The organism is Robertmurraya mangrovi (assembly GCF_034427655.1).
GTDB lineage: Bacteria > Bacillota > Bacilli > Bacillales > Cytobacillaceae > Robertmurraya_A > Robertmurraya_A mangrovi.
The window spans coordinates 23,718-37,795 of the sequence record NZ_JAXOFX010000011.1 but is presented as its reverse complement, the minus strand read 5'-3'; the positions used below and the strand labels follow the sequence as shown (position 1 = coordinate 37,795).

15 protein-coding genes are annotated in these 14,078 nt (G+C 34.9%); 14 read left to right on the top strand and 1 reads right to left on the bottom strand.

Annotated elements, in window-relative coordinates; all coding sequences use genetic code 11:
* Window positions 1–4: 4 nt before the first annotated feature.
* The 7 genes from SM124_RS15615 to SM124_RS15585 all read left to right on the top strand — a co-directional run bounded on the left by SM124_RS15615 (window position 5) and on the right by SM124_RS15585 (window position 6,843).
* Window positions 5–592 carry a YpjP family protein gene (locus SM124_RS15615; RefSeq protein ID WP_322447451.1) on the top strand — a complete coding sequence of 196 codons (588 nt, stop codon included), beginning with the start codon at window positions 5–7 and terminating at the stop codon, window positions 590–592.
* Between the two features lie 110 nt (window positions 593–702).
* Window positions 703–1,284 (top strand): TerD family protein, encoded by a 582-nt coding sequence (locus SM124_RS15610; RefSeq protein WP_322447450.1) that lies wholly within the window; start codon window positions 703–705, stop codon window positions 1,282–1,284.
* Window positions 1,285–1,434: 150 nt separating this feature from the next.
* A complete protein-coding gene (locus tag SM124_RS15605; protein WP_322447449.1) occupies window positions 1,435–2,214 on the top strand; it encodes a TerC family protein in 780 nt (259 codons plus the stop codon).
* Between the two features lie 162 nt (window positions 2,215–2,376).
* Window positions 2,377–3,573, top strand: a complete 1,197-nt coding sequence (locus tag SM124_RS15600) for an HpcH/HpaI aldolase/citrate lyase family protein (protein ID WP_322447448.1) — start codon at window positions 2,377–2,379, stop codon at window positions 3,571–3,573.
* The gene (locus SM124_RS15595) at window positions 3,518–4,879 is read left to right on the top strand and encodes a phosphoribosyltransferase family protein (protein ID WP_322447447.1); all 1,362 of its coding nucleotides are present in this window, start codon (window positions 3,518–3,520) and stop codon (window positions 4,877–4,879) included. Before SM124_RS15600 ends, SM124_RS15595 begins: the two co-directional genes overlap by 56 nt.
* A 37-nt stretch (window positions 4,880–4,916) precedes the next feature.
* The gene (locus SM124_RS15590) at window positions 4,917–6,029 is read left to right on the top strand and encodes a cysteine protease StiP family protein (protein ID WP_322447446.1); all 1,113 of its coding nucleotides are present in this window, start codon (window positions 4,917–4,919) and stop codon (window positions 6,027–6,029) included.
* A 31-nt stretch (window positions 6,030–6,060) separates the two neighbouring features.
* Window positions 6,061–6,843 carry an HAD family hydrolase gene (locus tag SM124_RS15585; protein ID WP_322447445.1) on the top strand — a complete coding sequence of 261 codons (783 nt, stop codon included), beginning with the start codon at window positions 6,061–6,063 and terminating at the stop codon, window positions 6,841–6,843.
* Here SM124_RS15585 and SM124_RS15580 read toward each other — a convergent pair.
* Window positions 6,840–7,088 (bottom strand): hypothetical protein, encoded by a 249-nt coding sequence (locus tag SM124_RS15580; protein ID WP_322447444.1) that lies wholly within the window; start codon window positions 7,086–7,088, stop codon window positions 6,840–6,842. The two genes, SM124_RS15585 and SM124_RS15580, sit on opposite strands and share 4 nt — an antisense overlap.
* Before the next feature lie 334 nt (window positions 7,089–7,422).
* Here SM124_RS15580 and SM124_RS15575 point away from each other — a divergent pair, with 334 nt between their 5' ends.
* The 7 genes from SM124_RS15575 (at window position 7,423) to SM124_RS15545 (ending at window position 14,076) form a co-directional block, all read left to right on the top strand.
* Complete coding sequence (locus SM124_RS15575) at window positions 7,423–9,066, top strand: YceG family protein (protein WP_322447443.1); 1,644 nt, start codon at window positions 7,423–7,425, stop codon at window positions 9,064–9,066.
* A 4-nt stretch (window positions 9,067–9,070) separates the two neighbouring features.
* Entirely contained in the window at window positions 9,071–10,174 is a 1,104-nt protein-coding gene (locus tag SM124_RS15570) for a toxic anion resistance protein (protein WP_322447549.1), read from the top strand.
* 89 nt (window positions 10,175–10,263) lie between these two features.
* Window positions 10,264–10,875 (top strand): TerD family protein, encoded by a 612-nt coding sequence (locus SM124_RS15565; protein ID WP_322447442.1) that lies wholly within the window; start codon window positions 10,264–10,266, stop codon window positions 10,873–10,875.
* A gap of 99 nt (window positions 10,876–10,974) precedes the next feature.
* Entirely contained in the window at window positions 10,975–11,553 is a 579-nt protein-coding gene (locus SM124_RS15560) for a TerD family protein (RefSeq protein ID WP_322447441.1), read from the top strand.
* A gap of 216 nt (window positions 11,554–11,769) precedes the next feature.
* Window positions 11,770–12,471: an anthrax toxin lethal factor-related metalloendopeptidase gene (locus SM124_RS15555; RefSeq protein WP_322447440.1), complete on the top strand. Its 702-nt coding sequence runs from the start codon at window positions 11,770–11,772 to the stop codon at window positions 12,469–12,471.
* Window positions 12,472–12,594: 123 nt separating this feature from the next.
* Entirely contained in the window at window positions 12,595–13,551 is a 957-nt protein-coding gene (locus tag SM124_RS15550; protein WP_322447439.1) for a thymidylate synthase, read from the top strand.
* 36 nt (window positions 13,552–13,587) lie between these two features.
* Window positions 13,588–14,076 (top strand): dihydrofolate reductase, encoded by a 489-nt coding sequence (locus tag SM124_RS15545; RefSeq protein WP_322447438.1) that lies wholly within the window; start codon window positions 13,588–13,590, stop codon window positions 14,074–14,076.
* Window positions 14,077–14,078 lie beyond the last annotated feature (2 nt).

The window sequence follows — 14,078 nt, the reverse complement described above, 5'->3', positions numbered from 1 at the left end:
GAAAATGCCTAAATGGTTGCGTAAATCGTTTGTCGTTTTAGTTACGATATTAACTTTCGGAATGATTACCCCGTCCCAAGCTTTTCTAGCAACGGATGTAAACACAGGAAAGTCTTCAAAACGAGATATTATTGAGGCGGAAACAGGTTTTTTACAGGATGAACAGCAGCAACAATTTGTTAATGATAAAGAAACATTAATTAGAGAATTAGTGAAAGTTGCTGAAGAACAGTCATACATTAAATTCGGAAACAGAATTAAACCAGTCATTGAAGATGAATTTAAAGAAGTTATTTTACCAAACATTGAAACAGCCATTGAAGAATTTGCTAGCCGTTATCCTGACGAGTCCATTAAGGATTTAACAGTAACTGAAATGCCAAGCGGAGGTGATTCGGAGAAAATTTTTAACATATTCAATCGTACTAATAAGCAAGATATCATCCGCTTTCACGTGCGTAAGGATCATCCACCACAAGCTGGATTTTGGTTTAATTTTCACTATCATACCTATCATGATCAATTTCAAAGCCATCATGATTTAGGATCTATTTATTGGGATAAAAATACACCTCCTAAATGGATGAGCTAATGGTTTCGTTTGAAAAAAGTTCTTGTTTATGAAAAAATAAATAATAGTATGGAACTTTTCCATACTATTAATCGTAATAAAGACTATCAAAATATTGGAGGGTTTTAAATATGGCAGTTAGTTTATCAAAAGGACAAAAAGTGGACTTAACAAAGACAAACCCTGGATTAACGAATATCGTTGTTGGTCTAGGTTGGGACACAAACAAATATGATGGTGGAAATGATTTTGATTTAGATTCTTCTATTTTCCTTCTTGGAGATAATGGAAAAGTTGCAAACGAAAGTGACTTTGTTTTCTATAATAATCCAACGGGTGGAAATGGATCTGTTGTACATACTGGAGATAATCGTACAGGTGATGGAGATGGGGATGACGAGCAAGTTAAAATTGCTTTAAATCAAGTACCGTCAAACGTTCAACGAATTACCTTTACTATTACAATTCATGATGGTGAGGCACGTAACCAAAACTTCGGTCAGGTTTCCAACGCTTATGTAAGAGTGTTTAATGGAGATTCAAATGAAGAATTAATCCGTTATGATTTAGGTGAAGATTTTTCAATTGAAACAGCTTTAGTGGTTGGAGAATTATATCGTCACAATGGTGAATGGAAGTTTAGTGCTATTGGCAGTGGTTACCAAGGTGGTTTAGCTGCATTAGCAACAGATTTTGGTTTACAAGTAGGATAATAGGAGTTATGATTTTCAAAGACTCGGCTATAGTCGAGTCTTTGAAAAGGCTATTTTACAGAAAGTGTAATAGCCTTAAAAAAGAATATATATAGTGTGTTTAGATAATTATCATAAATCATAAGCACACATCCAGGAGGAGCTTCAGGAATGGCCATACTGCAAGGTATATTAGATACTTACGCCATGTTTTTTGATTGGGAAATGTGGGTTGAAGTTTTATCAAACCCAGTTAGTTGGGGATTAATTGGTACATTAGTTATTATAGAAGGGCTACTTTCAGCAGATAACGCATTGGTATTAGCTGTAATGGTTAAACATTTACCAGAAAAGCAAAGAAAAAGAGCGCTATTTTACGGTCTACTTGGAGCTTACGTATTCCGATTTATTGCAATTGGAGTAGGGGTTTACTTAATTGAATTCTGGTGGGTTAAAATCCTTGGAGCAGGTTACTTAGCTTGGTTAGCTATCAAGTACTTTATGGATAAGAGAGCAAGTGCATCTGCAGAAGAATCAGATGAAGAAGAAATCCAAGGTATGAATAAAAATGGACTTTTAATTCGATTATTCGGTAATTTCTGGGGAACAGTTGCAGCTGTTGAATTAATGGATATTGCTTTCTCTATTGACAGTGTATTAGCTGCATTTGGAGTGAGCCAAGAAATCTGGATTCTATTGCTTGGTGGAATGCTAGGAGTTCTTATGATGCGTGGAGTTGCTGGTGTGTTCTTGAAACTGATTGACCGAGTGCCAGAACTTGAAACAACTGCCTACATCTTAATCTTAATCATTTCTGCAAAAATGTTACTAGGTGTTGCACATATTCATATTGACCATATCTATTTCTTTATGACTTTATTAATTGCATTCGCTGGAACATTTGTTGTTCACTATAGAAACAAAAAGAAAGCATCTGCTGAAGTACAATAAACTATAAAAACCAAAAGGGATCAGACGAAAAGTTTGCTCCCTTTATTTTTTAGGCTCTTTTCTACCAATAATACATAATTACAATTACTGGGATTTTGTGTTTTAATAGAATAATAGACTACCTAAATGGTTACATTTAATAAAAGCTGAGGCGAATAGGAAATGAGATTATTTTCAAATCTTCACAGTCATGAGGCTGAACAGTTATTTTATTTACAGCCAAGCACTTTTAATAAGAATTCTTCTCCCGATTTATTATCCTACTGTCTAGGTGCCACTTTATATATGCCTGCGACAAAACCAAATATCCACCAAGATATTATTTCCAACAAACATGCTGGCTTAACATCTTTAGTTATTTGTTTAGAAGATGCAATTGGTGATGATCAAGTAGAATTAGCAGAAGGAATGTTAATTAAAGAGCTTAGGGATCTATACGATGGACTGCAAAAAGGATTTATTCAACTAGAAGAACTTCCTTTAATTTTTATTCGCATCCGCAGCAAAGAGCAGTTTGAGCGCTTAGCTTTCATTCTTGAGGAAACACTTTCTGTAATAACCGGAATCGTGATTCCAAAATTCAGCGTACATACTGGAAGACCTATTCTAGAGCAAATTGTTGAGTTGAATGGTAGAGGGAATAACCTATATGCAATGCCCATATTAGAGACTAAATCAATTATATATAAAGAAACAAGGGTACAAGAATTATACGAAATAAAAAATTTATTAGATCAATTTAAAGATCATATTTTAAATGTACGTATTGGAGCTACAGACTTTTCCGGTTTATTTGGTATCCGTAGAAAGTCAGATACAACAGTTTATGATATAGCCGTTATTAGAGATTGTATCTCAGACATTATTAATATGTTTGTTCGCTTTGATTGTCCATACGTCGTTTCTGGTCCGGTGTGGGAATATTTTTCTTCAAAAGAAAGAGTATTAAAGCCACAAATCCGTGAAACTCCTTTTCGAGAAAAGTATGGCCAAGTTGGGGTGGATTGGAGGAAAGAGTTAATTGGGCATCAATTAGATGGTTTTATAAAGGAAATTTTGATGGATATTAGCAATGGCTTAGTTGGTAAAACCATCATTCATCCTACTCACATTAATCCTGTACAAGCTTTAAATGTTGTCACATATGAAGAATATATAGACGCTTTAAATATTGTTGACCAGCATAATGGCAACCTGGGGGTAATTAAGAGTTCATTTTCAAATAAAATGAACGAGTTCAAACCCCACTATTACTGGGCAAATAAAATTTTATTAAAATCTAAAGTTTATGGGGTGCTTCGTGATGAATACACATACATTGACCTTCTTAAACAAGAAAGTTACTTTACCCATTATTAATGATTTAAAAGTGGAATTAACGATTCAAGAAAATCCTTATTCCATTCCTCTAGACGAGCTTTTTTTAATGGCAGCTCGAATCAATAAGAACCGGTCATTTTTATTCGTAAGCAAGGTGTTAGGAAAGCATATTCCAATCAATCCTAAAAAGGGCTTGTTAATTGGCTCTTTATTAGCAGGACGTTATCTGGAGATTGTTGAAAATAAAGCATTTGAGTTTAATGGGGACTTGCTTTCTCAGTTATTAAGTGAAGAACCAGTACTATGTGATGAAGCGTTTATATCTAATTCTTACAATCCATTAATTATTGGTTTTGCCGAAACGGCTACCGCACTGGGGCATGCCTTTTTCAATTCCTTTGAAACCGCACACTTTTTTCATACGACAAGAGAACAATTGGTAAATAGTCAACCTGTTATTTCATTTGAAGAAGAACATTCACACGCCACTTCCCACCGCTGTTATATAGATGAGTCTATAATCAATCACGAGCGTGAAATTATTTTGGTAGATGATGAGATTACCACAGGTAAAACCGCTTTAAATATTATTCGTTCTATTCATGAAAAATTTCCTCGTAACACATATACAGTTGTCTCTATTTTGGATTGGCGATCTGATTTGAATGTAGATAAATTCTTACAATTAGAGAAGGAACTAGGTATTACCATACGAACTGTAAGTTTAATAAAAGGTACGGTTGATGTTAAAGGGGAACTAAGTGGTTTAGTGGAGCGAGATCAAGTTGTAAAGGAAAATGAGTTATATCTACCCGATGTATCGTACCACTATTTTGATGGAAATACTCTCATCCAAAAAGCGTCCATTAATATGAATGGGGAACTTTCTGATGTACCTTATCTAAAAGGAACAGGGAGATTCGGTATTAATTCATATGATAATCAAGAAATTAATTCTTATTTAGAACAAATGGGGATGGAGTTACGATTAATTAGAACGGGGACTAAAACATTATGCTTAGGTAACGGTGAATTTATGTATTTGCCAATGAAACTGGCTGCCTATATGGGTGAAAATGTTTTCTATCATTCAACAACGAGAAGCCCTATTTACCCTAATAATGAGGCTACTTATGGAGCAAAACATAAATTATCGTTTTTTAATCCTGAAGACCTTAGTATACAAAACTTTGTTTATAACATTGGCCCAGAAGAATTTGATGAACTTTTCTTATTTTTTGAACGGGAGATTCCGAAAGATAAACTAGATGAGTTTCTAAAGGAGCTAAATCTTACTAAAATAGAAAAAATAAACATCGTCTTTTTTAGTAAGAAGCTGGGATAAATAAAATCGGTAATTTCATAAAGTGGGTGAAGGTAAGTTGAAAAACACCAAAGAAGATGTGGCTTATATCAATAGTACTTATAGAGAAGAAGACGTGATTTTCCTGTTGAAAGACTTGAGTAACTTTAATCTCGAAGGAGCGACTGAGGAGAGAGAAGCGAGAGTCCAAAGAGGGGAACATTATAGTGAATCACTTCCTCTAGAATACCAGCCCCCAAGTGCTTATATGCATTTATATTATGATGCCTTACAGGATTATAAAAAAAAGGTAGCTTTATATATTGGTGTACTAGCCGAACAGATTTATCACAAAAATGGCAAAAATACTGTGCTCGTCTCTTTGGCGAGAGCGGGAACTCCGATTGGAATTTTAATTCGTCGCTACCTTATATTTAAGTATAATGTAACAATTCCTCATTACAGCATTTCCATCATTAGAGGAAAAGGCTTTGATTCAAATGCGGTAAAATATATTATCCATGAACACCCGAATAAAACCATACAATTCGTTGATGGATGGTCTGGTAAAGGGGCAATTTCTAAAGAGTTAACTCATTCCTGTGAAAAATTCTTTTCGGAGACGGGAATAGAGTTAAACGATACTTTGGCTCTTCTAGCAGATCCTGGACACTGTAGTACTTTATATGGAACAAGGGACGATTTCCTTATTCCTAATGCATGCTTAAATTCAACGGTTACTGGACTTGTTAGTCGTACCGTTTTAAATTCAGCATATATTGGCCCAGCTGACTTTCATGGAGCAAAATTTTATCAGGAACTAAAAGAAGCTGATGTTTCAAATCAGTACGTGGATGTAATCACTGAAGAGTTTGAAGGAATTAAAGCTAATGCTAGTTTACGAGCTCAAATTCTTTTGGAGGATTCTAATTCTGCTACTTTCAAAGGCCTTGAAACGGTAAAAGAAATGATGGGTGTATTTGAAATATCCAACATTAACTTTATTAAACCCGGCGTGGGGGAAACAACAAGAGTTTTATTGCGTAGAGTGCCTTGGAAGATTTTAATTAAGGATTTTAATAGTCCATATATAAAACATATCTTACTGCTTGCAGAGGAAAGAAAGGTAGAAATTGTGCATTATCCAGACATGGATTATACATGCTGTGGATTAATTAAGCCGCTTAACTAAAACTTTTAATATAGGAATATAGGTGAGAAAAATGATGTTTGCATCCGATTTAGATAGGACATTAATTTTTTCTACAAGGGTACTTAAGGAATTTCCGTGTCAAGACGAGTTAACCTCGGTCGAACAGAAATCGGGGAAAGATGTTTCATTTATGACAAAGAAGTCGCATCTACTATTAAAAGAGATTGCTTCAAAAATATTATTCGTCCCTGTTACGACTAGATCTATAGAACAATTTAAACGTATTGATATGTTTCAAACTGCTATTAAAGCTCCATACATCGTGACAACAAACGGTGCTACCATTTTCTATAAAGATCATATACTAAAGGACTGGAACGAGAAAATAACAAAAGATATAAAGGAAGAAGCCGTTCCTAAAGAGGAATTAATCAAATTATTAGCAACTCATTTTAGTGGAGAAATTAGAAACGTTGATCATGCATTTATCTATTACATTCTGAAAGAACGATTAACATTGGGTGAATTTGATGGGTTGAAGGATTTATTGAGAAATATGGGATGGAGAATTCTCACTCATGGAAAAAAGCTATATTTTATACCGAAACCTGTTTCAAAGGGGAATGCGGTTAAGTACATACAGGCGCGTGAAGGAAAAACAACGCTAATTGGGGCGGGAGACTCCCTGCTAGATGAAGATTTTCTCGAGCATTGTCAGCATCGTTTTGTTCCGTCACACGGTGAATTAGTGAGCAAAATTATGGCTGAAAATTATAATGTTACAATCAATGAAGGAGCGAAAAGTGGGGAAGAGTTACTAAGTCATATTTTAAGCCGAATCGAGACCCTTTAATTTGGCTGCTCCTTCATCCATTTTTGAAGTCCATAAAACATTAATAAACAAATTAAATTAAAGCCAATAAAGATTAACAGAGCGGAAGTGATTGATTGGTGTAGTGGGTATACCATTAGTGAAAGAATGCCTGACCAAAAGATTAAATCCAAGATCAAAAATATAGATGAATAGATCACATCTTGAACGTCAGATAGCTCACTCCGCAGTTGATGCCGATTATACCTTTTGTAAAGGAATCGCATTTCATTTCACCTTCTTAAGTAGAGTACTCAAATATATGCAAGGACAAGATAAAAGGTGAAAACAGGCAACTCGACTACTTATATCGCTGTTTTGGCACACAGATTGTTTCATGGTAAAAAACTAAAAGCTGCTTCTTACCTTAAAAAAGTAAGCTTATAATTGAGTTATCCAATAAATAATTCAAAAATATTGAAACTTTTTTTAGATACCATCGTATTTTAAGTGTAGCTTTTTAGAAATGAATCTATACGTATGATATGATGGTTAGAAGAGATAATCCTCGAGAGTAACCCATCTAATTAACTTGCACATACCGAGATGGAGGAAATAAACATGTATCCATCATACAATTTAATTCATTCACAAATCTTACCTTTAACCTATGATAATTGGTTTAAACAACTAAAACAGCCGATTAATGAACGGCCAAATTTTCTCATTGAACAAAGTACAATCCACTATAGCCAAGTGATAGCAAGATTCCTTGGTATTCCTTTAGATGAAGATGAATACTACAATCACTTATTTGACTACGTTCAATCTGATGAGACAGGCTTACACCTGCTTAGTGATGAATCAATGGATAAATCAATCGACAATCAACAGTTCCAAAAAATACAAAAGGTACTAAATATCAACCGGGAACAAAACTTATCTATTAATCGTTTTGTCGCCTTCTTAGATGGTGAACAACTATTAATGAAATCAGACAATCCCTCTATTCATCGAAAAATACGTGAAGCAATGATTGATTTGCTTAAGTTATTTGCCGAAAAGGAAAAGGATGGTCTAAAAAATAATGATATAAGGCGAGTCCTCGTGGATGTGGTGAAATGGTCTTTTAACCACATCGAAAAGGAACTTGCTATAGCAAATCCGGAAAAAAACATGCCGAAGTTTCTATGGTATGGAAATTTTAAAAAGAGTCATTCTTATTTAAGTTATTACATAGCGAGGCTTGGTTGCGATTTAATTGTGTTTAATCCAAGTGGGGAAGATGTCTTATCGATAATGGATGAAAAGGGTGAGCTTACTTATGTTCATCAATATCCTGAACGGAAAAACCCAGAACCTTTCCCAAAGGAAAAACTTACTAGAAAATCGACGGTTGCTTATAAAGCATCTCGAGAGATAGAGACGATATTAAATCATGAAGGTTCACACTTTTATAAACCATGGCAATTAAGGGATTATACGCCTTCCTCTCTCACTTTAAAAACGACATATGATGAACTATTTTTAATTATGAAGGAAATAGCCGTCATTCGTCCCAACTTTGAAGTTTCGAACGGAGTAGTTAAAATCCCATCGGTCTTTGCGAAGATTCAAGGGGTCAGTAGAAATCGGAAAGAATATTGGGAACGTTTTCAATCTGTAAACAAACTCGAAAATAGTCTTCTAATTAAAGAATTTCCTTTTACAAGGGATGTTAATAACGATTTCCGCTTCCATTATAGAAATGCACTAGGGAAAGACGGTATCCTTAACCCAGAGAAAATGTTGAACACGAATTATTGGAAATATCAGCATCTTCCAACGGGACTACAAAAAGGGATCGGCACAGCTATTAGAAATATATGTGCTAAACCAGCCTTAAAACCTGTCCATGGAGAGTCAATGGAGGAAGTAAAAATCTACTTATTTACACAAGGAATGCAGATTCCGCCTAACGTGTTAAAACTACTTCAGCAGTTTGATTACTCTCAGGCAGTACCTAAGCTTCTCCTATATAACAATGAGCTAAATGGGGTTATGACAAGGTCAGATGCAGCACTATTACTCCTATTAAATCAATTCGGGATTGACATCATCCTATATAATCCTCCAGGTCACAACGACATTGAGAATTATATTGAAAGTACACTGTATGATACTCATTGGCTTGAAGAGGTAGTTTTTGAACAGGAAATAAAAGAACCATCGATAGTACAGAAAGTCCTATTTCAGGGGATTTTAAAAAACTTAAGGAGAGATTAGATTGATGAATCAAATGAATCCAAATGGGAACTTTGCTGAAACTTTACCGGCTGAGAAATTATCCGAGAACAGTGTTTCACAAATTAAATTAACCCTTAGACAAGAACCTGAAGTACAACAATTAGTTCGTACGATAGATGAAAGAGATCAAATTCAAGTATTAGAGTTTGGTAAAGAGCCAGCTGTTCAAATTTCACGTTTCTCTGATCAAATATTAAGTAACATGCGTACAACAAAGATAGAAGATTCAGGGGAACTGTTAAAGCAGCTTGGAAAAATCATGGATAAGTTTGATAAGAAAGATTTTGAAACGAATTCAGGAGGTATTTTTGGAAAGCTCTTTAAGCGTGGTGAAAAGCTAATTGAAAAGCTTTTTGGAAAATACCAAACGATGGGTGGAGAAATCGATAAAGTTTATGTAGAAATCTCTAAATATCAAAGTGAGATGGTTGATTCAACCAATATGTTAGAGCAAATGTATGAACAGAACTACCAGTATTATTTAACATTAGAAAAATACGTAGTGGCTGGTGAGATGAAGGTTGAAGAATTAAAAAATCAACAACTCCCACAGCTTGAAGCTCGAGCTACATCTGGGGATCAGCTGGCATCCATGCAATTAGATAGTTTAAGGAATGCAATTGAGCTATTAGAGCAACGTGTCTATGATTTAGAAATGGCTAAAATGGTGGCGTTACAAACGGCTCCTCAAATTCGTTTATTACAAAGAGGGAATACAAAGCTAATTGGAAAAATTAACTCAGCTTTTGTAACTACTATTCCTATCTTTAAAAATGGTTTAATCCAAGCAGTAGCTGCGAAAAGGCAAAAACTTGTAGCTGATTCAATGAGCGAGCTGGATCGCCGTACAAATGAAATGCTTGTGAGGAATGCACAGAATATTTCACAGCAAAGTGCTGACATTGCTAGACTAGCTGGCGGCCCTAGCATCAAGATTGAAACGATTGAAGAATCGTGGAACATCATTATGAAAGGGATGCAAGAAACAAAAGCCATTGAAGATGAAAATAAACGACTAAGAGAAGAAGGTACAAAGAAACTTGAACAACTACAAGAAAACTTTAAAAAGATGAAACAGCAAGGTTAAAAAAGCTGAATCATTTTTTAATAGATTAGCTCAAGAGCAATATGAGCTTAGCATAATAGTACATAAATAATATGATGAGGTGAAGGAAATTGGCTATCAATTTACAAAAAGGTCAACGTGTTGATTTAACAAAAGGAAATCCAGGTTTAACTAGAATTTTAGTAGGTCTAGGATGGGATCCTGTTGAAAGTAAGGGTGGCGGCGGTTTACTTGGCTCCCTATTCGGCGGTGGCGGCGGTGCAAACGTTGACTGTGATGCCTCTGTTATTATGCTGTCTGAAGGAGATAAGTTAAGAAATAATAGTGATGTTATTTACTTTGGTAACTTAAAAAGTAGTGACGGAAGTGTTCAGCATTCAGGAGATAATTTAACGGGTGCAGGAGACGGGGATGATGAGCAAGTGAATGTGGACTTAAGCAGAGTTCCTTCTCATATTCAAAAGCTTGTTTTCGTTGTAAACATTTATGATTGTGCAAAAAGAAAACAACATTTTGGTATGATTCGAAATGCCTTTATCCGAATTGTGAACCCGACAAATAATCAAGAGTTGATCCATTATAATTTATCAGATGATTACACTGGAAAAACAAGTTTAATCGTAGGTGAACTTTACAGACATGGTTCTGATTGGAAGTTTGCTGCTGTTGGTTCTGGTACAAACGCTGTAAGCTTAGGGGATTTAGTTCGTACGTATGCATAAGTGAAGGCCAGGTCTTTTAATTTAGAACCAGAAGCTGGAATTCAGTAGATGTAGCAAAAATCACGCAAAAAATAAAAATATTTTAAGAGGTGACCTAAATTGAGTATTAATCTATCAAAAGGACAACGTATTGACTTAACAAAAACAAATCCTGGTTTAACAAAGGCAATTGTTGGATTAGGTTGGGATACTAACCGCTATGATGGAGGACAGGACTTTGATTTAGATGCCTCTGCATTTTTAACAGACGCAGATGGGAAAGTCATTAATGATATCGACTTTGTATTTTACAATAACGTTAAGCATCCCTCAGGTGGAGTAGAACATACGGGTGACAATCGTACAGGTGAAGGTGACGGAGACGATGAGCAAATTAAAATCAACTTTAGTAAAGTACCTTCACACGTTCATCGTATTGCCATTGCAGTAACGATCCATGATGCAAATGTACGTAACCAAAATTTTGGTCAAGTATCAAATGCCTTTGTACGTGTCGTTAATGAAGATACAAACCAAGAAGTTTTAAGATATGATTTAGGAGAGGATTTCTCCGTAGAAACAGCGGTTGTGATTTGTGAATTATATAGACATGGTGCCGACTGGAAGTTCAATGCTATAGGAAGCGGATTCTCTGGTGGATTAGCTGCTCTTTGTAAGAACTTTGGTCTTCAAGTTTAAAAATTAGTTATAGGAGCTGCCTGAAAAGGGCAGCTTCTTCATTTTTTGCCCTCTCTAAACTTCCTTTATTTTTCAGCTAAATCCCCTATTTTCCTATGATATAATTTTAATATAAATAGAATTAAAATGACTATTACATAGGAAAGCCTATTCCGTTACTAAAATTGCGAAAATTTTGGATTAGTTAGACATCATGCTGGTGTAGGGGGGAGTAATTTGAGAAAACTGGGATTATTACTGGTGATATGTACGATATCCTTAATGCTAATGGGGAACTCACAAGCCTATACAGGAGGGCTACCATTAAAGTATTACCCGAAAAACTCCGTACTCATTCAAACACTAGAGCTTGATTCTAAAAGATTACTAGGAAATATTATTGTACTCCCTTTAGATCCTTTTAACGAAATAGAAGCAGCTGCTATTATTACGAGAATTAACCAATTACCTCAATCTCTATTAAAAAAAATTAATCAAGAGGGTATTGATGTCAAATTATTTAATGGGAGATTAACGGATAATCCAACTACGGAGCATTTGCGTGGTTTAGTACCAAGAGGGTATATTAACCAGATTATGTGGGATGACATACCAGGAATTGGTGGATCAAAAACGGTACTCGTCAAAATTGGGCATAGTGAAAAAGGGAAGGGACACGGGTCGGTTAACCTCGAACTTCATGAGCTAGCACATTCTATCGATCGGCAAGTATTTGATGACCTTCGCTATAACCAAAGATATCTGAAAATTTGGAATGATGAAAAAGGAAACGTATTTCCAAATCAGGATTACTTTTTAACCTTTTCCGAAGAATATTTTGCCGAAACTTTCGCCATGTTTTATTTAGGTGGAGAACATAAGGAGCAATTACGATTAAAAGCTCCTAAAACGTATGATTTTATAAAAAACCTTTATTAGTCTCTATTTTTTGATAGAATAATATTATAAATGTTTGAAAGGTTGTTAAATAGAACAACCTTTTTTATTTTAAAAGGACATAATAATTTTTAACATAGAGAATAAGGAAAGGAGTAATTTATTGTGAGTAAAAGCGAACATACATATTTAGATTTGTGTAAGCACGTCATTGAAAATGGAGTAAAAAAGGATGACCGTACAGGGACGGGTACAATTTCTACATTTGGCTATCAAATGAGATTTGATTTAAGTGAGGGATTCCCTTTATTAACGACAAAACGTATTCCATTTCGTCTTATCGCAAGTGAATTGCTTTGGTTTATTAAAGGTGATACAAATATTAAATACTTACTTCAAAACAATAACAATATTTGGAATGAGTGGGCTTTTAAAAAGTGGGTTGAAAGCTCAGAATATTATGGACCTGATATGACTGATTTTGGTTTAAGAGCACAAACAGATCAACAATTCGGCCAAGAATATGAAAAACAAATGGAAGCCTTTAAAGAAAAGATACTATCTGATGATGATTTTTCAAAAGTATACGGCGAACTTGGAAATGTATACGGAAAGCAATGGAGAGACTGGAGAACTTCAAGTGGCGAAACGATTGATCAATTAAAAGATGTCATTGAAACGATAAAGAAAAATCCATATTCTAGAAGATTAATCGTGTCAGCATGGAATCCAGAAGATGTACCTATGATGGCTTTGCCTCCATGTCATACGTTATTCCAATTCTATGTATCTGAAGGTAAACTGTCTTGTCAATTATATCAAAGAAGTGCGGATATATTCCTAGGCATTCCATTTAATATTGCCAGCTATTCATTACTAACCCACTTAATCGCTCATGAGTGTGGATTAGAAGTTGGAGAGTTCATTCATACACTTGGTGATGCACATATTTATGTAAATCATGTTGAGCAAATTAATATTCAGCTTGAGAGAGAAGTTAAGGAGCTTCCAAAACTAATTTTAAATCCTGACAAAAAGTCTGTATTTGAAATTGAAATGGAAGATATCAAGATTGAGGGATATGAACCACATCCAACGATTAAAGCTCCTGTAGCGGTTTAGCATTTAACAGTTAAATGGAATGAAGGTGTTGAAGGAATGATTGTTTCCATTATTGTTGCAATGGATGTAAACAGAGTAATTGGTAAAGATAATAATCTTCCATGGAGGCTTCCTAGCGAATTGCAATATGTGAAAAAGACAACCATGGGTCATTCGATTATTATGGGAAGAAAGAACTATGAATCAATTGGAAGGCCTCTTCCTGGTAGAAGGAATATCGTTTTAACACGAGAGAGAGCATTTCAAGCCGAGGGTTGTGAGATTGCCCATAGTAAAGAAGAAGTCTTTAAACTATGTGAAGGTGAAGAGGAGATATTTATCTTCGGCGGGGAGCAAATCTACAAACTGTTCTTACCACAGACTGAAAAGTTGTATATAACGAAAATCCACCATGAGTTTGAAGGCGATACATTCTTTCCTGAAATTGATTATAATGAATGGAAAGAAGTGTTTGTTGAAAAAGGGATTACAGATGAAAAGAATCCTTATACTTATTACTATCACATTTATGAAAGAACTAATTAATC